This is a genomic window from Chryseobacterium sp. JUb7 (assembly GCF_024806495.1).
GTDB lineage: Bacteria > Bacteroidota > Bacteroidia > Flavobacteriales > Weeksellaceae > Chryseobacterium.
On record NZ_JANUFF010000001.1, the window covers coordinates 735,682 to 758,197 of the forward strand.

Annotated in this window: 18 protein-coding genes; 13 read left to right on the top strand and 5 right to left on the bottom strand. The window is 35.1% G+C overall.

Features of this window, described 5'->3' with window-relative positions; all coding sequences use genetic code 11:
- Positions 1–65 precede the first annotated feature (65 nt).
- Both M2373_RS03375 and M2373_RS03380 read right to left on the bottom strand, forming a co-directional pair.
- Positions 66–1,469, bottom strand: coding sequence for a RagB/SusD family nutrient uptake outer membrane protein (locus M2373_RS03375; protein WP_259107456.1), 1,404 nt, complete (start codon positions 1,467–1,469; stop codon positions 66–68).
- Between the two features lie 12 nt (positions 1,470–1,481).
- A complete protein-coding gene (locus tag M2373_RS03380) occupies positions 1,482–4,271 on the bottom strand; it encodes a SusC/RagA family TonB-linked outer membrane protein (protein WP_259107457.1) in 2,790 nt (929 codons plus the stop codon).
- Positions 4,272–4,598: 327 nt separating this feature from the next.
- On the opposite strand from M2373_RS03380, the gene M2373_RS03385 reads away from it, so the two are divergent.
- The 3 genes from M2373_RS03385 (at position 4,599) to M2373_RS03395 (ending at position 7,359) form a co-directional block, all read left to right on the top strand.
- Positions 4,599–5,207 carry a hypothetical protein gene (locus M2373_RS03385; RefSeq protein WP_259107458.1) on the top strand — a complete coding sequence of 203 codons (609 nt, stop codon included), beginning with the start codon at positions 4,599–4,601 and terminating at the stop codon, positions 5,205–5,207.
- 330 nt (positions 5,208–5,537) lie between these two features.
- A complete protein-coding gene (locus tag M2373_RS03390; protein WP_259107459.1) occupies positions 5,538–5,768 on the top strand; it encodes a hypothetical protein in 231 nt (76 codons plus the stop codon).
- Positions 5,769–5,790: 22 nt separating this feature from the next.
- Positions 5,791–7,359: a peroxidase, FMP-type gene (locus tag M2373_RS03395; RefSeq protein WP_259107460.1), complete on the top strand. Its 1,569-nt coding sequence runs from the start codon at positions 5,791–5,793 to the stop codon at positions 7,357–7,359.
- 226 nt (positions 7,360–7,585) lie between these two features.
- Here M2373_RS03395 and M2373_RS03400 read toward each other — a convergent pair whose 3' ends face one another.
- On the bottom strand, positions 7,586–9,394 hold the full coding sequence (locus tag M2373_RS03400) for a hypothetical protein (protein WP_259107461.1): 1,809 nt from the start codon (positions 9,392–9,394) through the stop codon (positions 7,586–7,588).
- Positions 9,395–9,680: 286 nt separating this feature from the next.
- On the opposite strand from M2373_RS03400, the gene M2373_RS03405 reads away from it, so the two are divergent.
- The 4 genes from M2373_RS03405 (at position 9,681) to M2373_RS03420 (ending at position 12,789) form a co-directional block, all read left to right on the top strand.
- Positions 9,681–10,739 (top strand): 3-oxoacyl-ACP synthase III family protein, encoded by a 1,059-nt coding sequence (locus M2373_RS03405; protein WP_259107462.1) that lies wholly within the window; start codon positions 9,681–9,683, stop codon positions 10,737–10,739.
- A 616-nt stretch (positions 10,740–11,355) separates the two neighbouring features.
- Positions 11,356–12,120: a DEAD/DEAH box helicase gene (locus M2373_RS03410; protein WP_259107464.1), complete on the top strand. Its 765-nt coding sequence runs from the start codon at positions 11,356–11,358 to the stop codon at positions 12,118–12,120.
- 15 nt (positions 12,121–12,135) lie between these two features.
- On the top strand, positions 12,136–12,564 hold the full coding sequence (locus M2373_RS03415) for a cold shock domain-containing protein (RefSeq protein WP_259107467.1): 429 nt from the start codon (positions 12,136–12,138) through the stop codon (positions 12,562–12,564).
- A gap of 30 nt (positions 12,565–12,594) precedes the next feature.
- Positions 12,595–12,789: a cold-shock protein gene (locus M2373_RS03420; protein WP_259107470.1), complete on the top strand. Its 195-nt coding sequence runs from the start codon at positions 12,595–12,597 to the stop codon at positions 12,787–12,789.
- 374 nt (positions 12,790–13,163) lie between these two features.
- Here M2373_RS03420 and M2373_RS03425 read toward each other — a convergent pair whose 3' ends face one another.
- Both M2373_RS03425 and M2373_RS03430 read right to left on the bottom strand, forming a co-directional pair.
- Positions 13,164–13,973 (bottom strand): anti-sigma factor, encoded by an 810-nt coding sequence (locus M2373_RS03425; protein WP_259107472.1) that lies wholly within the window; start codon positions 13,971–13,973, stop codon positions 13,164–13,166.
- A 1-nt stretch (position 13,974) separates the two neighbouring features.
- Entirely contained in the window at positions 13,975–14,484 is a 510-nt protein-coding gene (locus M2373_RS03430; protein ID WP_259107475.1) for an RNA polymerase sigma factor, read from the bottom strand.
- Between the two features lie 305 nt (positions 14,485–14,789).
- Here M2373_RS03430 and M2373_RS03435 point away from each other — a divergent pair, with 305 nt between their 5' ends.
- From M2373_RS03435 to M2373_RS03460, 6 genes are all read left to right on the top strand, one after another.
- Entirely contained in the window at positions 14,790–15,359 is a 570-nt protein-coding gene (locus M2373_RS03435; protein ID WP_259107478.1) for a fasciclin domain-containing protein, read from the top strand.
- A gap of 118 nt (positions 15,360–15,477) precedes the next feature.
- Positions 15,478–16,188 (top strand): ferritin-like domain-containing protein, encoded by a 711-nt coding sequence (locus M2373_RS03440; protein WP_259107480.1) that lies wholly within the window; start codon positions 15,478–15,480, stop codon positions 16,186–16,188.
- Between the two features lie 25 nt (positions 16,189–16,213).
- Positions 16,214–17,029: a ferritin-like domain-containing protein gene (locus M2373_RS03445; protein WP_259107483.1), complete on the top strand. Its 816-nt coding sequence runs from the start codon at positions 16,214–16,216 to the stop codon at positions 17,027–17,029.
- 343 nt (positions 17,030–17,372) lie between these two features.
- Positions 17,373–19,142 carry a S41 family peptidase gene (locus tag M2373_RS03450; protein ID WP_259107485.1) on the top strand — a complete coding sequence of 590 codons (1,770 nt, stop codon included), beginning with the start codon at positions 17,373–17,375 and terminating at the stop codon, positions 19,140–19,142.
- Positions 19,143–19,299: 157 nt separating this feature from the next.
- Complete coding sequence (locus tag M2373_RS03455) at positions 19,300–21,648, top strand: TonB-dependent receptor (protein WP_259107487.1); 2,349 nt, start codon at positions 19,300–19,302, stop codon at positions 21,646–21,648.
- A gap of 3 nt (positions 21,649–21,651) precedes the next feature.
- Positions 21,652–22,461 (top strand): DUF4249 domain-containing protein, encoded by an 810-nt coding sequence (locus M2373_RS03460; RefSeq protein ID WP_259107490.1) that lies wholly within the window; start codon positions 21,652–21,654, stop codon positions 22,459–22,461.
- Positions 22,462–22,516 lie beyond the last annotated feature (55 nt).

The following is a 22,516-nucleotide window of genomic DNA, read 5'->3' on the forward strand; positions in this document are numbered from 1 at the left end:
AAATAAGTATTACATTTAAAATATTCTAAAAAACCTCCTTAAAGATGAACAAGAGGTAATGAGATTTAATATCCTGGATTCTGTTGCATATTGCTGTTAAGATCCAGGCTCTTTTGAGGTATAGGAACTACAAATTTATTATTAGGATAAGTAGGATTACAGTTATTTGAAATACAGCCGTTATTTCTTACGATATTTTTATGATTTCTCATCAAATCGAAGAAATATTGATTTTCAAAGACAAACTCTTTCCTTTTTTCTTCCAATAAAACATCAATCGAAACAGAGGATAAAGAAGACAATCCGGCTCTGTTTCTGATTGTATTAATATCGTTTAAAGCTTGTGTTGTATTTCCCAGGTGGAGCGCTGCTTCGGCTCGGATAAAATAGATTAAACTTAATCTGTAGACTAAATTACTAGTTGTTTCTTTATACTTTATTGTAAAATTATAGGGTAAGTTAGTGGTACTACCGGTTGTTTTTAAACTTTTTACTTCAAAAAGATTTTTTCTTAAATCATCGGATGTATACAAGTTATAGATATCATCAGACGCTACATAATTTGCATAAGAGCTACCAGATCCCACATTATAAAGACTTTGAAGAGGTGATGCATTTGCATTTTCTCCAATTTCCCAAATAGTCTCAGCAGTAGCCCAGTTGGATATTAATTCATTTTGGATCGTTAGACTAAATCCTGAACCTGAAATAATTTCATTACTGTAATCATAAGCTTTTTGCCAGTCGTTTTTATAGAGTGCAATTTCTGCTGCGATTGATTTTGCTGCCGTGGGGTTAATAAAGTTTTTATTTTCTCCTACAGGAATTGCATGATTTGGCTGAATGAAATTCAATGACTGAGTGATATCATCTTCAAGTAACGTAAAAGTTTCTGCAACGGTTTTTCTGGAAGGATAGTCTACCCCAACTTTTAGAGGAGCTGTATTATAAACAATTCCCAAATGAGAAGCATCTGATGTATAGGTATAATTCTGGGCATAATGTTTATACAGCTGAAAGTGAACAAACGCTCTTAATGCCAGAGCCTCAGCTTTGATTTCTTTAATTTCAGATTCACTAGCATCTGTTAGATTATCAACATATTGCAAAATTAGATTAAGATTATTAATGATAGAATAATTGTCATTATAATAATAATTTAAGTCACTTTCTGACGCTTCGTCATCAAACTGATAAATATTTTGAATATTGGTAGCAACTGATATATTTCCATTAGTTCTTGGGGAAAATTTCAGGTTACCGGATAGTAAATCTCCATAAGTATAACCCACCTCAGAAAAATAGGTAGAACGAAGACTATAATACGCTCCGTTTAAAGCTTCCAATACACCTTTTTTTGTAGACAACTGTGTATTCACAGAAATTGTTTCCACAGGTTCATGTTCAAGAAAATCTCTACAGGAAACTGTAGACAATAATGCTAACGATAGAAAGAATATTTTTTTCATTATCTTTAAATTTTAAAAATTAGCTTTAAATCCAAAGCTAAAAGTCCTCATTTCAGGATATAAATATCGAAACTCACGAATTCCGTTTTTACCGGTTGGAGATTTTTCTTTATACCAATACAAAACATTTGTACAGTCTATGAATATGCTTGCATTTTTTATAAAACTATTTTTAATAGTACTTAGAGGAAGTTGATAATTAATATTGACATTTTGAAGTTTGACATGGCTATTGTCATAAACATATTTGCTCGTATTTGGAATTGTTGTTTTACTGGTAGGCTTTCTATTTTCTGCAATATCACCTGGTACCATCCAATAATCCAATGCATTGACGCTCATATTTCTGTTAACCAAATTACTGTACTTATCAATCAATTCTGAACCGACCAGAGCATCTCCCCCCCATTCAAAATTGATAAGAAATGTCATACTTAAATTCTTATAACTTATCCTGTTGCTAAGACCTCCTGTAAAATCAGGTTGAGTATTTCCGATAATGGTATACTGCAATTCATTATTCGCTGTAAATTGTCCATAATCTTTAAGTTCTCCATTTACCAAATATGTATCAAGTCCATTTGCCGGATTTACTCCCATCCATTGATATCCCCAGATTGCAGATGTAGGTGATCCTATTTTCTGTGCACGTGCCAATGTAGAACTAGAAAACTTATCGGACAAACCAAAAAGATCAGTCACTTTATTTTTTACGGTTGCAATATTAAATGTTGTATTCCATTTAAAATTTTTCTTGGTAAACCAATTTCCACGCATAGAAAATTCGATACCTTGGTTATACATTGCTGCCCCATTTATTTCTGCACTACCATACCCCGTTTCAGGAGGGACATCACGATTAAGAATCATATCGGATATATTATTTCTGTATACCTCTACCGTAAAATCCAATATTTTTAAAATACTAAAATCTAACCCCAAGTTGATTTTTTCATTTCTTTCCCATGAAAGTTCTCTGTTAGGAGGAGAACTGGTATCCGGATAAGCATAATCATAATTGTAGTCAAAACCATTATAAGATACTTTATATAAACCAGATGATCTGTAGCTTCCGATTCTTGAATTCCCGGTCATTCCCCAAGAAGCACGTAAACGTAAAAAACTCAGAACCTTATTGTTACTCAAAAAATTTTCTTTTGAAATCAACCATGAAGCACCAATTCCTCCATTAAGAGTTGCATTGATATCTTTTCCGAAAGCAGAACTTTCATCTCTTCTTATTGTTGCAGAAAGAAAATATTTTTTATTAAAATCATAATTCAACTGTGAAAAAAAGCTTCTCCCACTGTTTTCTTCAGTAAGAGCTTTGAAAATCGGAGTATTAATAGAATTCCACGGTAACTGATAATTTGCAAAGTCTTCAAAATTGGTTCCTATGTTAACCTCTTTATAATCTTTGTTATGACGTAATTCCATACCTATCAAAATATCCGCATGATGTTTTTTAAGAAAATCTTTTTCATAATAAAGATGTGTACTCCAATTCCATTTTTTACTGTCAGAAGTATTTATTCTGCTTTTTCCAAAATTTTTACCCGTTATTCCACTTTCATTAAGTCCTGACTTCCAGTTTACATTATTTTTATAGGATAGATCAGCACCAAATAAACTACTTACTTTTAACCCCTTAGCCAGCTCATAGCTTACGTTTAAGCTTGAAATTAAAGAATTATTTTTAACATTACTTATATTTTGGGTAGTCGCCTGAAGTGGATTGGGGTTACCATTAAAACCACTGGATGCATAACTTCCATCATCATTATATATTTTATTAACAGGAGCCAGTATGAAATTAAAATATGTATTAGGCTGATCTTTTTCAAAGTTATTATAAGCTGTATACAGACTGATTTTTAATTTCTTGTAATCAAATCCTACACTTGCATCAATTCCTTTTTTTTCTAAAGAATTAAGAACTTTTGATTCATTATTTTTGGAATAATCCAAACCTACTCTGTAGGTAAAATATTTATTTCCTCCACTTGTTGTAAAATTGGTCCTGGAAAAGTCTCCGTTACCATTCATCACTTCAAACCAGTTGACATCTGTTCCATTCCATGGATATCCGGAGCTGCTTGCATTATTATTTTTCAAATAATCATTATAGAGCTGAGCATATTGCTGACCATTCAGATATTTTACTTTATTGATACTCTGAGACACTCCATATTGTGTAGAAAAAGAGTAAGTCGCTTTTCCTTTTCGTCCTTTTTTTGTTGTAATCAAAATGACTCCATTAGCAGCTTCTGCTCCATACAACGCAACTGCTGCTGCATCTTTTAAAATATTGATGCTTTCAATATTATCAGAATTAAATCTTGCCAATGGATTGATATTTAATTCAGAATTAGCTTCCGAGCCATCAAAATAGGCTTGATCAAAACCATTATCTTCCCTTATGATCACACCATCTACGATGATTAACGGTTGTGTAGACGTACCAAAATTTCCATTAATAGGCACCAGTGATCCTAATCCCCTGATATTAATGCTTACAGGTTTTCCCAATTCAGAATTATTTACAATCTGAACCCCCGGTGCCAGACCCGCGATCATTTTGTCAATACTTTCAAAAGGCTGACTCGTGCTGATATCTTTATCGGTGAGAGTCACAATGGAACCTACTACCTCTTCTTTCAGTTTTTTGGTTCCGTAAGAAGAAGTGACAACCACCTCTTCAATCGATTGCACGTCTATAGAATCTTTTTTTTCTGACGAGGTCTGTGCATGTATAGAAACAGCTCCACAAACCATCAGAATGCTTGCAACGAATTTCTTCATTTATCGGAATATAAATTTTGGATATAGATTAATTAAAGAACTGATGGTTTTTAACGGAAAAATGATCTGCAAAAACAATTGTAAAATCGCGATGGTAGGAAAAGAATATCTGCCTCATAAAAACCTCTTTAATTAGAATTAATAAAAATAATTGCAAAAATAATCATTATAATTAATTAACGCCTGTTTTAAACCCATAAAAATATCAAATACTTAAAAAACTATATCTTTAAATAATAAAAAAAATAATATCTATTTCATGATCCCGGTCATATCTTCAAAATTCTGAAAACAGTATTTTTATTTAATCATTTATTATCTATCATAATGAAAGCAAAGCAAATTTCCGGTATACCCGAACAAAAAAAAGGAGGCTTTCATGATACCGAAAGTCGGCATTATTTTGATAGTCCCTTTCTTGCCCGGCAGCATTTTGAGATCCTGAAAAAAAGATTTTTCTCTATAAATCAATGGCAAAATTTCTGTAGTGATCAATTAGCTGATTTCAAATTATTTAATGATTGTGGCACCGCTATAAACGATATTCCACAAATAGGAAATTTTATCCGTATTGATATTCCCGGTCCGGGAAATACTGAAGCTAAAGGATATGATTGGGTAAAAATTATCTGTATTAAAAAAGAAAATACCGATATTTCCGAAACCATACTCATCAACTGTAGTCCTTCTTCCTCTCCTCAGGATAAAAATACACACATTGCCCATTTCTATTCTTCAGAGGCAACGTCTACGTTTATGATTTCTTGGGAACATAATCTTATAAAAACTGCTGTTTACGGAAGAAATGAAACTCCTAATTTTAATACCGACTTTTTTAATAAAATCAGAAGTTTATTAATAGCAATCGGAGGAATAGTGGGTGTTGCAAAAATTCAATGGAAATGCCTGACCGACGGATTATTAAAATTTAAATAAAGACGCTTCAGTTTATATCCTTACCCCAGAATAGAATTAATCATTATATTTTTTGTCAAAAAAACGTTAATTAAATTAATCTAGACTAAATTTAAATTAGACTATCATCTTAAAATTACGTATAAATACTGAAATTACCGCAGTTTCATCTGTCTAATTTTGATGTAAATAAAAACTGATACGTATGATTAAGAAAACGACCGAATACGCTATTCCAGGCTAGTTACCCAGAATAATTACGAGTTGATTTTTATCCGTCTTTCATTCAACGGACATGATCAGCATGCACTTTCTTAAACACCGATAGACAAAACCTTAAATTTAATGAAAATGATTACTAACAAAATCTTCAACGTTGATGATTATTATTTTGACATTTTTAGGTCGATTTCAGAATCCCTCACCGGATTTTCAGTAAACGAACTACAATCTACAGCTTTGACAGAGACCTATTACGAACATATTTCAGGTCAGATTGAAATCGCAACTTTCATTGAATTTCTAAAGCCGTTGGATTCTCAATACAATGCAGGACCAACTTTTCAATATCCTACTTATTAATAATCATAAAAAACAATAGACCATGTTAAAAAGAAAAAAGGAAAGTTTTGAAAAAGGAAGCCAACTTTTAAAAACTTCAGCACCGGCACAAGAACAGAAAGGTTATCTTGCTAATCTTATGGACGGTTACTCAAAATTACTTATCGATGATCCGGTAAGACCTTTCAGCGAAGAAAATTTACAGGAAATAGCCAATAATGTTGATTATGGCATTCTTGCCGCACTGAATGGCACATGGGTAAGCTACAATGCCAATTATAATCAAAACATAGAAAGACCCTCACTGGGAAGTGGAATCCACACGACTATTATGCCTTCTCCGGGTACCAATCCGAGTACCATTCCCGGTAAATTCAGTTTTGACAGTGAAGAGTATATTGAAAAACTGACATTCGAAGTTGTTCCCGGCGGTGTCCGTAATCGTGGTGGTGCTACCGAATTATTTTGTGGTGCCATAAAATATGATCAAACCATTAAAAGCGTAAACAAAGTAGAAGGAAATCCTGAATTACAATATGCGGGCATCCACGAAGAAAACGGGATGTATCTTTGGTTAAGCGATGTTTACAATTATGCTGCTACTGAAGAAACGATTAAAAAAGACCGCGGAATTCATGCTTTCTCTGAAGAAGATTATAAAAACTACGGATACACAGGAGAATACAGAAACGAGCCGCTGGTTGAAGTAAAAAATGAAAACGGCAATTCTTCATACATCCTTTTAAGCGATTTAAAAGAGGGTCAGAAATATTATGAAATCATTCCAGCACAGGAAATCAAGCCTATGGATGGAATTACCGGACCTTATTTTATCCCAGATTATTCGATCTCAAGAAGTGGAGTTATTCCTCACGGAAGTACAATTACCCTGCTGGGAGATATTACACCCGAAAGTATAAATAATAAAGTATATTACCTTAGAAACGGCGCTCCACAGTTCCCTACCGGCAATAAAACTTGGGATCCTCCTCATCTGGCTATCTCACCAACAATGGGTGGCGCAGGAGCAAGTGTTACAGATCCTATCAATCTTGACGAACCCGCACCAGCCTGGGTTCATGAAACACTGACTGATAAAAACGATCCGGGATCTAATAAAATCTATACCCAGCGAATACTTGCTGATGACCTGTATCCTTATTCTGTACGTCCTGATATGCGACTAAGAGATACTTTGAGCGGACAAAAAGTTGATAATTATGTTCTTGTTAAATTATCATCAAAAAAGAAAACCGGGGCACAGGGAGGAATTTTGAATGTTCCCTTTGTTAACCGTTTTGTTCCCACTGTTGAAGTGGATTTCAGTCTATGGATTGAAACAGTGATCGAAGACGGAAAAGAAATTCTTCAGCTTCAATATGAACAAATTATATTCTTTGAATTCGATTTCGGAAATGACGGTGGTACTACAAGCTGGCCTCACATCCAGGTCAACACCCTTCGTAAAATCGAGGATATTCCTGCAGATCAAAGAAAAGTGATTGAAGAACAGTTCTTCAATGCTCCTACGGGAATGAGCTTAACAACTTCTTCGTCGCTGGCTGTTGAAAGTGTAAATCCACCTCCAGGATGCCCTTATCATAAAGGCTAAAATACATCATGATTCAACCTTATAGGGTTTGAGATCAAAAAATGAAAAATATAATTACCGTGAAAATCAATTATCTTCCATACACAAGGGTTCAGATTACGATTCTATTAATCAACCTTATTTAATATTGAAGTTGCTTTTCAGTAGACCGAAAAAAGAAACGGATAAGTTTTATTTTAAAATTAAAACTCCTTCAGATTTAAGGATTTGAAGGAGTTTTTAGTATTTATTTTTCCACGATTGGAATTTCAATTTCCGACAGCATCATTTTATACTTCTGAAGCTGACTGTTAATCGTGTTTAATTCTTGTTTAAAAAAGCCTGAATCCACAAAAAGATCTTCGTAGTAACTCACTCCCTTAAAAAGGTTTTCTTTAAAGGTGTTCCACTTTTTATACTGCGAATTGGTGATCGTGTCTGAAAAATTGATAATCTCTTTCTTCAGATGATCCACATACATTTTTAGTTCGTTGATAAACATGTTCGGGCGATTATTTTCAGGAAGAATGTTTGTATTACCATAAATATGTTTCACCATTTGAGAAAGAGAAACTTCTTTGTCAAAAAAAGCGAGATTAGGTCCCGGACAAATCACAACGCCCTGTTTTTCACCTTTTATTTCAAGATTCTGCTCCATATACGCGGCATTCACCAAACCTACACAAAGACAGGCTTTTTCTGTTATTGCTTTTTTTCTTTTTTCAAACTGTTCCGGATTCAAATATTCTTTTTCAGACTCCAGATTACCAAGTTTAATATCCTGATATTTTTTGGATGCCGTACAAATTCCTTCGGGGGAAAATTCTTTACTTAATGCCAGCAGTTTTTTAGGACACGAACTGCCATATCGGTTTTTATGGTTATTATTTTGTCTGAAAATTTCATTTGATGTTCCCTTTACAGTATTAAAAGGAACTCCTAAAGGCGAAATATTGCTTAAATAAAAATCTTTTTCTTTTGACCGCACAAGCAATTCCCGCGTTGCATGATCTACAGAAGTAGCTTCCGGAACCAGTAAAAACGGAGATCCCCAGCCGACACTGTCTACCTTATAATTTTTCAGCAGAAAATCATGCTCTTCAGAGGTTCCTACCCCACCCTGAACCGTAATTTTCATTTCCAGAGGATCCGAAACAGACCATTTACCTTTCTGTTCTAAAGCACCGACCATTAAAGCGTGTGCAGACTGAATCAATTCCCCTTTTTTCTGCTTAAATTCCTCCATAATAGGTCCAAGCAAAAGACCTTCTGTTGCAAAAGCGTGCCCTCCGCAATTCAAACCGGATTCTATCCTGTATTCTGAAACCCAAAGCCCTTTTTTAGCCAAGAAATTCCCCTGAATCATGGCCGACCGGAAATCACTGACTTTCAGAATAATTTTCTTTTTTAGGCTTCCGTTTTCGTCTGGAAAAAAATCATCAAATTCTTCAATATAACTGTATAAACGCGGATTCATTCCCGCAGAAAGGACCAGAGAAGAAGACAGTTTGCTGTTTGCAAAACCACGTAAAGAAGCATGTGCGTCGTTAAAAATAACAGGCAGCTGTTCTTTTTTCTTAAAATTGTCTTTATCAACTTTAGTCATAATATTGACATCTATACTCCCAGGAGCAAGATTTTTTTCAATAAAATGTTTAATTGAAGCGGTAAAATTTTCCTTTTGATTCAACAGATTCTGTAATCCGTTTTTCAGTTCTGAAGTATTGGGAAGCATCTCCACAAAGCTTTTCAGTGCAGTTTTATTTTTTGCAATCTCCTGTTTGAAGGCTTTAAATTTTTCATTGACGATATCGTCTACCATATCCAGATAGGCTGTAATTCTTTTGGCTCGATAATCATCTGTTTTTGTCGAAATACTTCCATAGTGCAAATTGAATTTTTTACTATAAAAGTTTTTCATTTTCTCTACAATCTCATCATCAATTATAGATACAACGGAAGATATTCCGTATTGTGCCACACGAATAGGACTGTCTATCGTGTAAGCTAATCCCATCACAGGAATATGGAAATTGTGCAAAGGTTTTTTGATCATTTTTAACGTTTGATTAAAATAATGTTTCCTTCTAAATTCCCATCAACTAAAATTCACTGCTGTAAAAATATGAGTTTAAATTTAACTATGTGTTAAATAATACATGATTTTATTCAAAATATGCTTAAAATCATTCATTTAAATTTAAAAATTCTTTTAAGTTAAAACAATTTCACAAACAAACTGTAAATATTTTTTGAGAAACCTGTAATTACTAGGTTTTAATCGTTATATTTACCGAATTATTCAGCCTACTCAACATAAAAGACTGAAAATCAAAGTTTAGATGACAAGCAAAATTACAGGTGTAGGCAACTACATCCCTTCAGAAACCATTACCAATTTATTTTTTGATAAACACTTATTTTTAAATGAAGAGGGGATTGCATTAAAAGAAAACAATGCTTCGATTACCAGCAAATTGCAAAAAATTACGGGTATTGAAGAAAGAAGATACGCCAGTAACAATCAGGTAACCTCAGATTTGGGATTAATTGCAGCTCAGGCAGCTATAGAGAACTCCGGAATCGATCCTGAAACTTTAGATTATATCATATTTGCTCATAATTTCGGTGATGTACGTTTCGGTACCATACAGTCTGATACCGTTCCTAGTCTTGCCTCAAGAGTAAAGCATCTTTTAAAAATCAAGAACAACTTCTGTGTGGCTTATGATGTATTATTCGGATGTCCGGGATGGATTGAGGGAGTCATACAGGCTAATGCATTCATCAAATCCGGGATTGCAAAAAAATGTCTGGTCATAGGCGCTGAAACCCTTTCAAGAGTGGTCGATATCCATGACAGAGACAGTATGATTTATGCTGACGGTGCGGGGGCTGTGATCTTAGAGGCTGCTGATGATGAATCCGGAATACAATCGCATTTATCGGCATCTTATACTTTGAAAGAAAAAGATTTCCTATATTTTGGAAAATCATATAACAATGAAAGCTGTCCGGATACGAAATATATCAAAATGGATGGCAGAAAAATATATGAATTTGCTTTGATCCATGTTCCTGAGGCGATGAAAAAATGTCTTGATAACAGTGGATACTCCATTAATCAGCTTAATAAAATCATCATCCACCAGGCCAATGAAAAAATGGATGAAGCTATTGTCAACAGGTTTTACCAGTTATACGACAGTCCGGTTCCTGAACATATCATGCCAATGGTCATCAATAAACTTGGAAACAGCAGTGTCGCTACCATTCCTTCCCTGCTTGCGATGATCCTTAAGGACGAACTGCACCAGCATCAGATTGAAAAAAATGATATTGTTTTATTTGCTTCGGTAGGTGCAGGAATGAATATTAATGCCTTTGTTTATAAATTTTAAAAATAAATTATAAAAAATTTTATACTAAAAATAATTCTTCAAAATAAAGAGAAATCGACTCCTGACATATCTGTTTGGGAGTTTTAGGCTATTAATATGAAGGAAAAATGGCATCAATAACTCTGAATATAAATATATTTTTGATAATCAATCATTTAAACTAGCCGTTATCCCGTTTATTTATCGTACATTTGCAAAGCATATATAAACAGGCCTCTGCCTTTGCTATTCTGTAATAGTTTAAAATCCCAATTTTTTCTTTCAGTTTTGCTTTTTCAGCTGCCAATTTTCAACCTTATACATTTATAGAATGAATATGAACAACGGCCAACTGAAATTTCAGAATACAAACAGCAAATACAAAGTCTGCATCCTTTTTTAAAAGGAAGGTTAGTTTCATAACAGAATAGATGAAGACATGTTATGAAAGAATGACACGCCATTGCAAACTCAAACAATTATATTCCGGACTGAATACCATTGTCTCAGTAAAAGCAAAGTAAATGATAAATTAAAGAATCGTTCATTCTTGATTTAAACATTTATAAAATACACCAATTTTAGATCCTGATAAAAGGATTTAGTCCACAAAACCGGAAATCCGGAATAATTTATAATGAGTTTTAAAAATTTAAATTTAATAAATCCAATTATTCGTGCTGTCACAGAAACGGGGTATTCAAAGCCCACGGAAATACAGCATTCCGCGATTCCACATATCTTAATGAGAAGAGATATTTTAGGATGTGCACCATCAGGTTCCGGGAAAACAGCAGCATTTGCAATGCCGGTCCTGCAACTTTTGAAGAAAAACACAACCGAACATAAAGAAATAAGAACATTAATATTAACCTCAACCAGCGACAGAGTACTACAGATTGAAGAAGATATTAAAGTATACAGCAAATATTTACCTTTATCGCTGCTTTCCATTATTGATGGAGCATCAACAGGAAGTCAGCTTGCTGCTCTGAGAAAAAGAGTAGATATTTTGATCTCATCTCCGGAAAAATTACTAGATTTAGTAAGTCAAAGACATATTGATCTTTCAAAAATCGAAATACTGATTCTGGATGAAACCGACAAGATGCTTGACTTGGGTTTTGTAAGTGATTTAAAAGCAATCCTTGCACTGACTCCTAAAAAGAAACAGACCTTATTTTTCTCCGCGGTAATGGAGAATCATATCAGAAAGTTTGCAGAGGGTATATTAAAAAATCCTGTAGAAATTACAGTAAGTCCAAAACAATCAATAGATCAGGCTAATGAGCAGCCAGTTTATTTTGGTGAAAAAAAAACTGATTTGACTAACGATACAATACAAGACTTGTCTATTTTGAGTACACCAAAACAAAATAAAACATTTCAATATATTAATTAAAAACAAATATAATTTATGGGGGATTCTTTCTCTAAAAAAGAAAATTTCAAGAAAAAAGTTCAAAAGCAAAAAGAAAAAGCGTTAAGACGCGAAGAACGTAAAGAAAATAACAATAAAGGCAAAGATCTTACGGATATGTTTTTATATGTTGACGAGTACGGAAGATTAACATCTACACCTCCTACACACCGTGAGGAAGTAAACCTAACAGAAATTCAGCTGGGAGCTGCTCCTATTGAAGAGGAAGAAGTTAGAAAATCTGGTATCGTTACGTTTTTCAGTGAAAAGGGTTATGGTTTTATTACAGAAGACAACACCAAAGAAAATGTGTTCTTCCATAATAACAATTGCAATGAACCCATAAAAAAAGGAAATAAAGTATCCTACGAAAAAGAAAAATCTCCAAAAGGTTTCTCAGCAGTAGATATACAAATAATAAAATAAGTACAACAACAATTTTTAACAATAATTACAATGCAAGAAGGCACCGTAAAATTTTTTAACGAAACAAAAGGTTTCGGATTTATTTCTCCAGCAGATGGAAGCAAAGACATCTTTGTACACTCTTCAGGATTAAGCACAAGAACAATTCGTGAAAACGATAAAGTAACTTTTGATGTTCAAGAAGGTAACAAAGGATTAAACGCGGTTAACGTAAAGTTAGCGTAACTAATCCCCACAACATAAATAAATGACAATTCAGAACACAGGAATTATTATTTCTGTATTTGAATATATTGTTCAAACGAACATTTGATTGTAAGTAACAATTATTTTTTATATTATGTTCATTTATCTCCTGCTTATTGCAGGAGATTTTTATTTTTTGAGGATCTTTCTCCTGCTATTTGCACTCGTTATTTTATGTATTGGTAAGCATCTGTAACATCCTGTTAAAGATTATTTTCTAATATTATGTTTAGATATTTACAGGGATGACAAAGCATTTAAAAGCAGCTAAATTAAAAGTTTAAACAACTTCATCATAAAAAAAAGGCTGTCCAAATAAGGACAGCCTTTATAAATAATTTTCACTGTAATTCTTATATCGTTCCCATTACAAACATGTTTTCCATAGTAGGAACTTCACTTCCACCCTGTTTTTCAAGAGTTATCGCAAAAGCCTGTGCATTCGGAATATGAGCAAGGACTATTTTACTGTCTTTTTCTTCAGTGTACATTCCTGCACTCACGGGTTTTCCGTCAGCAATTGCCCAAAGCTGATATTGCATTCCTTCAGGAGCTTTTGGAAGCTCTTCGGCGTTCAGATATACTTCCTTCGAGTTTTTATCCCAGAAAACCATGGCTTTTGTGTCAGGGTGTTTTTCAACACCTTTCAGCATAACCATCTTCATATCCGGATTTGACATCATCTTCCATTTTTGCTCCATTTTTTGATAGGCAATGTTCTGAGACTGTTGTTCGGTCTGGAGTTTTGCAATCGTAGCCTTAGTTTTAGACTGATCATTCATCCAGAAAAGATTTCCGGCAACACTTACTAAAAATAGAGCTGATGCCGCAATGGCATAAACTTTCCAATTGTTATTCCCCTGAATTCGGATTTCTTCCTGAGGCTTTGCAGCTGGAATATCTGTAGAAACTACAGGTTGTGTATCTTCAACAGTCTGTTCCTGCTTAATTTTATTCCAAATTTTTGATTTTAAATCATTTGGAGGCGTTACAGCCTGAGCTGTAGCCAAATCTTCCAATGTTTTTTGTGCTTCCTCAAAAGCAGCCTTTACTTCAGCATTGTTCTTCATCACACACTCCAAAATCCCTGCTTCCTCGGGAGAAGCAAAACCTAGAATATAAGATTCTATAATTCCGGATGATATGTATTCTTTAGTGTTCAATTTATTGATAATCTTTTAGCAAATCCTTTAATTTTATCAGTGCATTCCGCATCTTCGTTTTCACCGTTCCCAGCGGTATCTTCAGTTTTTCGGATATTTCGTTTTGGGTATATCCCTGATAGTATGCCAAGTCAATAAGCTCCTGCTTATCAACCTCCAGAGTTTCAAGAACATTATTAAAACCGATAAAATCGGAAGAATTATTAGTCGTTGAAAGTTCTGCAGAGTTATATACGAAATCCGGAAGCGGTTGGTTTTTTAATTCGTTTTGGAAACCTTTTGATTTTAAATAATCTATGGCTGTATTTCTGGCAATATTGATCATCCAGGTATAAAATCTTCCTTTCGTAGAATCATACTGATGGATAGAGTTCCAGATTTTGACAAATACATCCTGAATAATTTCTTCGGTGTATTCTTTAGACTGTACAATTCGGAGAATCACTCCATACAACGCACCAGAATAGTGGTCATACAAATGATGAAAACCGGCTTCGTTTTTTTCTTTCAATAAAACGATGAGTTGCTCTTCCGAATAGTTTGTTTTAATAACGAATATTTTTCAATCCAAATGTAATAAAATAAAATCTATAACAAACAATATTTAATAATTCTTTTAAATATTCAATGATTTTGGCTAAATATTGAAAATTTATAAATAAAAAAGCAAGACATCGGCATTAAAAACAAAATTTAATCCACTGTTTTTCAATCACTTGTGATTTTTATTGATTTTTTTAAATCTAAATTCAAACCAAGGTCGTAAATGGTTTTAGAACAACATCAAACAAATACAACAATAAAAAAATCAATACAATGAACACAAGATCAACAATCGCAGTTTTTGCAATGATGACATTATCATTTGCTTTCAGTGGAAACCTAACTGCACAAACGATGAAAGAAAAAACGGTAATGGTAGGAGGCGCTGCCATGTATCCTTCAAAAAATATTATTGAAAACGCTGTCAATTCCAAAGATCACAAAACACTGGTCGCAGCTGTAAAAGCAGCCGGATTGGTAGAAACGTTACAGGGAGCAGGACCTTTTACTGTTTTGGCTCCTACAGATGCAGCTTTTGCAAAATTACCGAAAGGAACTGTTGAAAACTTAGTTAAGCCCGAAAATAAGGCAATGCTTACTAAAATTTTAACCTATCATGTTCTTGCAGGAAAATATAGCGCAAAAGAAATCTGGGCGGCCGTAAAAGCAGGAAACGGGATGAGCAAAATGAAAACGGTAGAAGGTGAAGAACTGACTTTCTGGACTAAAGGAAAAGATCTTTATATCAAAGACGCCAAAGGAAATAGTGCAAAAGTAACGATTGCTGATGTTAATCAGTCCAACGGAGTTATCCATGTGATAGATACGGTTCTGATGCCGTAAGTGGTTTTATTAGTTTTTAAACAGCATAATTTTTATGCTGTTTTTTAAGCTTTTTCAGAGATTAATTAATAAAACACATATTCACGATATATAAACCTAACACTTAAAAAATAATATTATGAAAAAAACTATTAATGTTTCTAATCAGGGGGCAACCTTAGATACAGGAAGAAGAAATTTTTTAAAACTAAGCGGTGTAGGTCTTGCAATGGCAGGTCTCGCATTAGTAGGCTGCGATGATAACGATGATTTTCAGATCATTGATAATAATGTTTTTGACCTTGGATCCGGTGATGTGGGTATTCTTAATTATGCCTATGCCCTTGAGCAGCTTGAAGCTGATTTTTATACCAAAGTCGTTAATAACTTTTATACCGGAATTTCAAGTGCCGAAAAAGAAGTTTTCACAGATCTTTATCATCACGAGGTGATCCACAGAGATTTCTTTAAAGCAGCTATCAGTGGTGCGACTTCAAATATATTGCCTACTCTGGAATTCCAATACCCGAATGTGAATTTCAATGACCGGAATTCAGTTCTGGCTACAGCAAAAGCTTTGGAAGATACAGGAGTAGCAGCCTATAACGGTGCCGGAAAGTATATTACCAATCCTACGTATCTTGTAATAGCCGGAAAAATTGTTTCGGTGGAAGCTAGACATGCTTCAGCCATAAGAAATTTAATCAATCCCGGATCTGCAGATTTTTCCGGTGATGATGTGATCGATGCCAACGGACTGGACGTTGCCAAAGAGCCAAAAGATGTTGTAACAGCAGCTGGAGGATTTTTCAAAACGCCTTTCACATGGAAAGAAAGAGGTATTAACTAATCATTCACTTTAAAAATCTATTATTATGAACATTTTAAAATTATTAGACAGACTTTCTAACGATAAATTCTTCACGACTGAAGCTTCAAGATTAGAAACGCTTACGAATATAAAAGATTTCGGTACCAAAGCAGCTGTTGCGGCAGTCCCTCTTGGTTTAGGAACATTCATGTCGACCCCTGCAAAAGCTGAAACGGTAAACCAGACAGTTTCCGGACCTACTTATAAAAGTGCATTAACAGATGCCCTGCAACTGGCTCTGGTTTTAGAATATCTGGAAGATGAGTATTATAAAATAGGACTTTCAACATTAAGTTTAATTCCGAATGCTGACCGTACCGTTTTTATGCAAATCTCAAAGCACGAATCAGCACACGTTACGTTTCTGAAAAGTACATTGACTTCTTTAGGAGTAACTCCCGGTGCAAAACCAACTTTTGATTTTACGGCAGGCGGAAACTTTACTCCTTTCACCAATTACAGTCAGTTTTTAACTTTAGCCCAGGCTTTTGAAGACACTGGTGTAAGAGCATATAAAGGACAGGCGGGAAATGTAATGTCTAACCAGGCTGTTTTACAGGCTGCCTTACAAATTCATTCGGTGGAAGCCAGACACGCTTCTCAGGTACGCAGAATGAGAGCCAATAAAGGCTGGATAGAGCTTGCCAACGGAGGAAATATGCCACCGGCAACCAATCCTGTATATGCAGGTGAAGATCTTACCATGCAGGCCGGATTCAATACCGCTACGGCTTTTGGAGCTGCGGCGGGCTCTGCAGCTTATGATGAAGTTCTCAGTGGAAGTGACGCACAGGCAATAGCATCTTTGTTTATTGTGTAATGCGATTCTTTATATTTAGTTGTTAATCCTATCCTTTTTTGCGGATAGGATTTTTTTATAGTAATAAATTCATTTCAGAGTATGTTTAAATTTTTATCTGAAGCTTTTTCCAGCTCTAAGAACTCGCTATTTTTCATGTTTCGGCGAGCCTTTGGCTCGCCGAAACATGAAAAATGAGCTCAAACAAATTCTTCGATCTGGGCTAGGATGGCGATTATCATTTTCAATATTTGAAAAAACATTTACTAAAATTAAAATAAATTCTAAGTAAAAAAATAATCGAAATTTCATTTTTGCTTCACGGATTGGTTAATTTGTATCTTAGCCATTCAAAAAAATTAAGATGTCCAAATTACTCTTTATTCCCTTTTTATTTTTGATTCCATCTGTAGATGCGCAGACTAATTTACAATTATCACCGGGAGACACCATCCGATATACTCCAAAATCAAAAAATCCAGCCTGGATTTCTGTAAGTTCAGATCATGCTAATCTGGCACTGGCTGTTTTCAAAGATGGGGAAAAGATAAAAGATCAGGACGATTCCAGAGGGATAAAATCGGTCGAAAGATTTTATTATTCTCCAGAAAAAAATGGAAAGTATGAATTTAAAATCTGGGCAAAATCTTATGTGGAAAAAAGTAAAAATATCACTATTGGCATCCAAGAATCAAAAAACACCTCTGCTCTGGATGGAAAACTGAGTACAGATCGATACCTTCAGGATTTAAAAATCTTCCGGTCTATCCGCGAGCAGGCAAATTCCGGACTTTACGTTTACAGAAGCAGGAAAGAAATTGACAGTATCTATCAATGGGCTGAAAAAGAGACTCAAAAAGCTCAGCACATTTTTGATTTTTATAAAATTATAGTCAAGCTTACCGTATTTGAAGGAAGCTGCCATAACTTTACAGATCTTCCCAATCACGCTTCCTATTATCTGACTCAGAAAAATGAGTATTTACCGATCACTTTAAAAAATCTGGACGGACGCTTGCTTCAAAATTCAGCGGGCACCCCTATTCCACTTTCTGCAGAAATCATTTCCATTAACAATATTTCGTCTAAAGAAATGATCCTCCGATTTTCTCAGTATTATTATTCTGACGGATTTTCTGAAGGCTACAAAGAAGCCAATGGCTTCGAGAAAGGAATGCTGGATAAATTTTATATCGAATTCGGGACCCATAAAAATTATACGGTCAGCTATCGGTGGAATGACAAAATTCAACAGATTACCTTGCCCGGAATTTCTCTTGAAAAGGCTAAAAAACTTCAGGAGGACCGTCATTCTCTTATTTTAAATAAAAAATTAAATGCAGAGAAATATGCTTTAACCAAAGATGGAGAAAATCTTTACCGGCTTTCTGTAAGAGGTTTTGATTTTGCAGTTGGTAAAGAAGATCCTGCCTATAAAAAATTCAGTGATTTTCTTGATCAGATGATGATCACTCTGGAAAAAGAGAAAATAGAAAATCTAATGATTGATTTAAGAGGAAATACTGGAGGTGCCGGAGCTTTATACGAAAAAGTCTTTACCTATCTTACGGAGCGCCCATTTCGTGACAGTCAGTATGCATACACAAAATTTAATAAAATTCCGCTTAAGGAAAAGCTTGTTATCACTCCTTTTCTGCTTTCTAATGGCGTGAAAGACGGGCAAGGAGTCGATACGTATCTAAAACAGATTTATCCGAAAAGTGTTCAGGAGAAATTTTACTGGGCTGATGATAAAAACGTTCTGATTCTTCCTAATGAGAAAACTTTTAAAGGACAACTCTATTTACTGATTGATGAAAATGTAGCCTCAGCAGGATCTCATTTGGCATCGCTGATAAAATCTTATACCAATGCCATTGTTATCGGAAGAGAAACTGTGGGCGGATACTACGAACATAACGGTCACTTGCCGCTGGTTTATGAATTACCCAACACCGGAATTCAAACCGGCTTTTCGATTGTACATGTGATACAGGATGCCCAGATACTTCCGGATCAGAAAAGAGGCAGCGGTATTATTCCCCACATCCCTGTACAGCAGACAGACAAAGAATTTCTGGAAAGTACAGACCCTTATTTAAAAAAAGTAGATGAAATTTTAAAAACTCAATAATATTTCTGTAGAATTTAAGTTATAGACTTGACAACTTAAAAAAATCCATGAAAATTAAAGGGTTTGCGAATATAAATTCACATTCCGTTCACCAAACATGGAATTAATAAGTTTATATTTAATATTTTTAGACTTTTATTTACTTTAAACATACTAAATGCAGACATTATCCTTTAAAATTGCCACTTCCGCAGCAGCAATTTGTTTCAGCACAATCGTTTTTGCGCAACAAAAGTACTCGATAAGCGGCACCGTAAAAGATAACAAAAATGGAGAACTACTGATCGGAGTCACTGTAAAAGTAGCTGAAGATCCCACAATCTCAGTTATTGCCAATGAATACGGTTTTTATTCCTTATCTCTACCGCAGGGAAATTACACAGTCATTGTTTCTAATCCGGGGTATAAAGATTTTCAGCAAAGCGTAACGGTTGATGCTAATACGAAACTCGATTTGCAGCTTAATCCTGAAGAAAAACAAGATGCAGAGGAAGAAAAAATAGGAAAAATTGATGAAGTTGTTATTTCAGGAATCAGAAAAGATAAAAATCTGACATCTGCTCAGATGGGAACCGAAACATTAAGCATTAAAAATATTGAAAAACTCCCTGTCTTATTTGGTGAAAAAGATGTTATGAAAACCATTCAGCTTCTTCCGGGAATCAAAAGCAATGGTGAAGGAAGCAGCGGATTCAGTGTAAGAGGCGGTGCTACTGATCAGAATTTAATATTACTTGATGAAGCGCCTGTTTATAACGCTTCGCACTTACTGGGTTTTTTCAGCACCTTCAACAGTGATGCCTTGAAAGATGCCAGTATCATCAAAGGAAATAGTCCCGCTCAATATGGAGGCCGTCTGTCTTCCGTGATGGATGTTAAAATGAAAGACGGAAATAACAAAGACTACAATGTCAACGGAGGGATCGGATTAATCAGCAGCAGACTGAGCGTTGAAGGACCTATTCAGAAAGAAAAATCATCATTCATCGTTTCGGGAAGAAGAACGTACGCCGATTTGTTTTTAAAATCAACCGAAGATTTTAAAGACAGTAAACTGTATTTCTATGATCTTAATTTAAAAGCCAATTATCAGATCAATGACAATAACCGTCTGTATCTGTCCGGATATTTCGGAAGAGATGTTCTGGGATTGGGAGATACCTTCTCAACAGACTGGGGAAATACAACAGCAACGCTTCGCTGGAACAGCATTATTAACAGCAAATTATTTTCAAACACCTCTTTAATTTACAGTAATTATAACTATAATGTAAGCCTTCACAGCAACAACAATACATTCGGACTGGACTCCCAGATTGAAGACTGGAATCTGAAGCAGGATTTCACATGGTTTGCAGGAAATAAACATTCTGTACGTTTCGGATTACAGTCTATTTATCACACCATCACGCCAAGCAGTGCTTCAGGAACAAGTGTAAGCAGCTTTCCGAGAAATCCGAGAAAATCCTGGGAGAACGCCCTATATATTAATGATGATTTTAAAGCTACAGATAAACTTACCGTTAATTATGGTTTAAGGCTCTCTTCATTCAGTATTCTGGGTGGCGACACCTATAACACCTATGAAAATGGAATATTAACAGACTCTAAAGCTCTGGAAAAAGGTGATTTTGGAAAAACCTATGTCAATCTTGAACCCAGAATTACAGCCAATTACCGTATCAATGAGGTCAGCAGCGTCAAAGGAGGATATTCAAGAAACACGCAGAACCTACATTTATTAAGCAACAGCAGCAGCGGAAATCCTACCGATCAGTGGATCGGAAGCAGCTACAGTGTGAAACCGGAAATCGCAGATCAGATAAGCGTCGGCTACAGCAGAAATTTCAGGAATAACAATTATGAATTAAATGCTGAAGTATACTATAAATCAATGCAAAACCAGATTGATTTTAAAAACGGAGCACAAATTTCATTTGATACCGCTGCAGATGTAGAAAGTGAGCTCTTATTCGGAAAAGGCAGAGCTTACGGACTGGAACTTATCGCCAAAAAGAAAAGCGGAAAACTGACAGGCTGGATCTCTTATACCTTGTCAAAAACAGAAAGAAAAATCAACGGCATCAATGATAACGACTGGTACAATGCAAGAATGGATAAAACCCATGACCTTTCCGTTGTGGCAACCTACGAGCTGAATAAAAAATGGTCTTTATCCGGATTATTCCTATACAGTACAGGAAATGCCGTTACGTTCCCAACCGGAAAATATGAACTGAACGGACAAACCATCTTCCAGTACAGCAGCCGAAATGCAGACAGAATGCCTGCTTATCACAGAATGGATCTTAGCGCAACGTATGAACCGAGCAGTAATAAGCGTTTTAAAGGCTCGTGGTCATTTGGTATTTACAATGTATACGGAAGAGAAAATGCATATACTATTAATTTTGAAGACAACCCCGACAAACCGGGAACTACCCGGGCGATGCAGACTTCCCTATTCCGTTGGGTTCCCAATATCACTTATAATTTCAAATTTTAGATCATGAAGAATATATTGTTTATACTATTATCGCTGTTTACTTTAACAGCTTGTGAAAAGGAGATCGATCTGGATTTGGATGATCAGAGCGGAAATATAGTTATCGAAGGGAATGTCACTGATCAGGCTGGACCTTATTTTGTTAAAATAACTAAATCTGTAGCGTTTACAGAAGGAAATCAATACCCTGCCGTTGAAAATGCCAGCGTTATATTAAGTGACAATACCGGACAAACGGAAACTTTACAGTATATAGGCAACGGAACTTATCAAACGTCTACCTTCACAGGTGCTTCCGGCAGAACATATACTTTAAAAATCGATGCCGAAGGAAAACAATACACAGCTCAGAGCACTATGCCTCAGGCTGTTTCATTTGATGATCTGGAACAGGATTCTTTTATGATCGGTGGTGAAACAAGCTACACGCTTTTACCGGTTTTCATGGATCCTCCGGCACTGGGAAACCGTTACTTATTCAGTTTTACAGTGAATAATCATCCTAAGAAATATTTTCAGGAATTCTCAGATAATGTGAATAACGGAGCGGCAAACCAAAGACCATTACTGCTTCCCAACGATGATGAAGATGACGACGATATAAAAGTAGCTGTGGGTGACACTATCCATGTAGAAATGCAATGTATTGATGAGAATGTCTATACTTTTTACTCTGCTTTACTTCAGATTTCAAATGGCGGCGGTCCGGGTGGCGGCGTTACCCCTTCCAATCCTCCGAGCAACATCAGCAATGGAGCTTTAGGGTATTTCTCAGCACATACGGTACGAACAAGAAGTATTGTGATTCAATAGAAAATAAATTAATTTTATCAGCTGTTTCGAATTTTCGGAACGGCTTTTTATTTAA

Excerpts from the sequence above, each read along its gene's own strand:
- M2373_RS03395 (WP_259107460.1), top strand. The coding sequence starts at position 5,791 with ATGTTAAAAAGAAAAAAGGAAAGTTTTGAAAAAGGAAGCCAACTTTTA.
- M2373_RS03435 (WP_259107478.1), top strand. The coding sequence starts at position 14,790 with ATGAACACAAGATCAACAATCGCAGTTTTTGCAATGATGACATTATCA.
- M2373_RS03375 (WP_259107456.1), bottom strand. The coding sequence starts at position 1,469 with ATGAAAAAAATATTCTTTCTATCGTTAGCATTATTGTCTACAGTTTCC.
- M2373_RS03415 (WP_259107467.1), top strand. The coding sequence starts at position 12,136 with ATGGGGGATTCTTTCTCTAAAAAAGAAAATTTCAAGAAAAAAGTTCAA.
- M2373_RS03455 (WP_259107487.1), top strand. The coding sequence starts at position 19,300 with ATGCAGACATTATCCTTTAAAATTGCCACTTCCGCAGCAGCAATTTGT.
- M2373_RS03405 (WP_259107462.1), top strand. The coding sequence starts at position 9,681 with ATGACAAGCAAAATTACAGGTGTAGGCAACTACATCCCTTCAGAAACC.
- M2373_RS03440 (WP_259107480.1), top strand. The coding sequence starts at position 15,478 with ATGAAAAAAACTATTAATGTTTCTAATCAGGGGGCAACCTTAGATACA.
- M2373_RS03385 (WP_259107458.1), top strand. The coding sequence starts at position 4,599 with ATGAAAGCAAAGCAAATTTCCGGTATACCCGAACAAAAAAAAGGAGGC.
- M2373_RS03445 (WP_259107483.1), top strand. The coding sequence starts at position 16,214 with ATGAACATTTTAAAATTATTAGACAGACTTTCTAACGATAAATTCTTC.
- M2373_RS03390 (WP_259107459.1), top strand. The coding sequence starts at position 5,538 with ATGATTACTAACAAAATCTTCAACGTTGATGATTATTATTTTGACATT.
- M2373_RS03460 (WP_259107490.1), top strand. The coding sequence starts at position 21,652 with ATGAAGAATATATTGTTTATACTATTATCGCTGTTTACTTTAACAGCT.
- M2373_RS03450 (WP_259107485.1), top strand. The coding sequence starts at position 17,373 with ATGTCCAAATTACTCTTTATTCCCTTTTTATTTTTGATTCCATCTGTA.
- M2373_RS03400 (WP_259107461.1), bottom strand. The coding sequence starts at position 9,394 with ATGATCAAAAAACCTTTGCACAATTTCCATATTCCTGTGATGGGATTA.
- M2373_RS03420 (WP_259107470.1), top strand. The coding sequence starts at position 12,595 with ATGCAAGAAGGCACCGTAAAATTTTTTAACGAAACAAAAGGTTTCGGA.
- M2373_RS03410 (WP_259107464.1), top strand. The coding sequence starts at position 11,356 with ATGAGTTTTAAAAATTTAAATTTAATAAATCCAATTATTCGTGCTGTC.
- M2373_RS03380 (WP_259107457.1), bottom strand. The coding sequence starts at position 4,271 with ATGAAGAAATTCGTTGCAAGCATTCTGATGGTTTGTGGAGCTGTTTCT.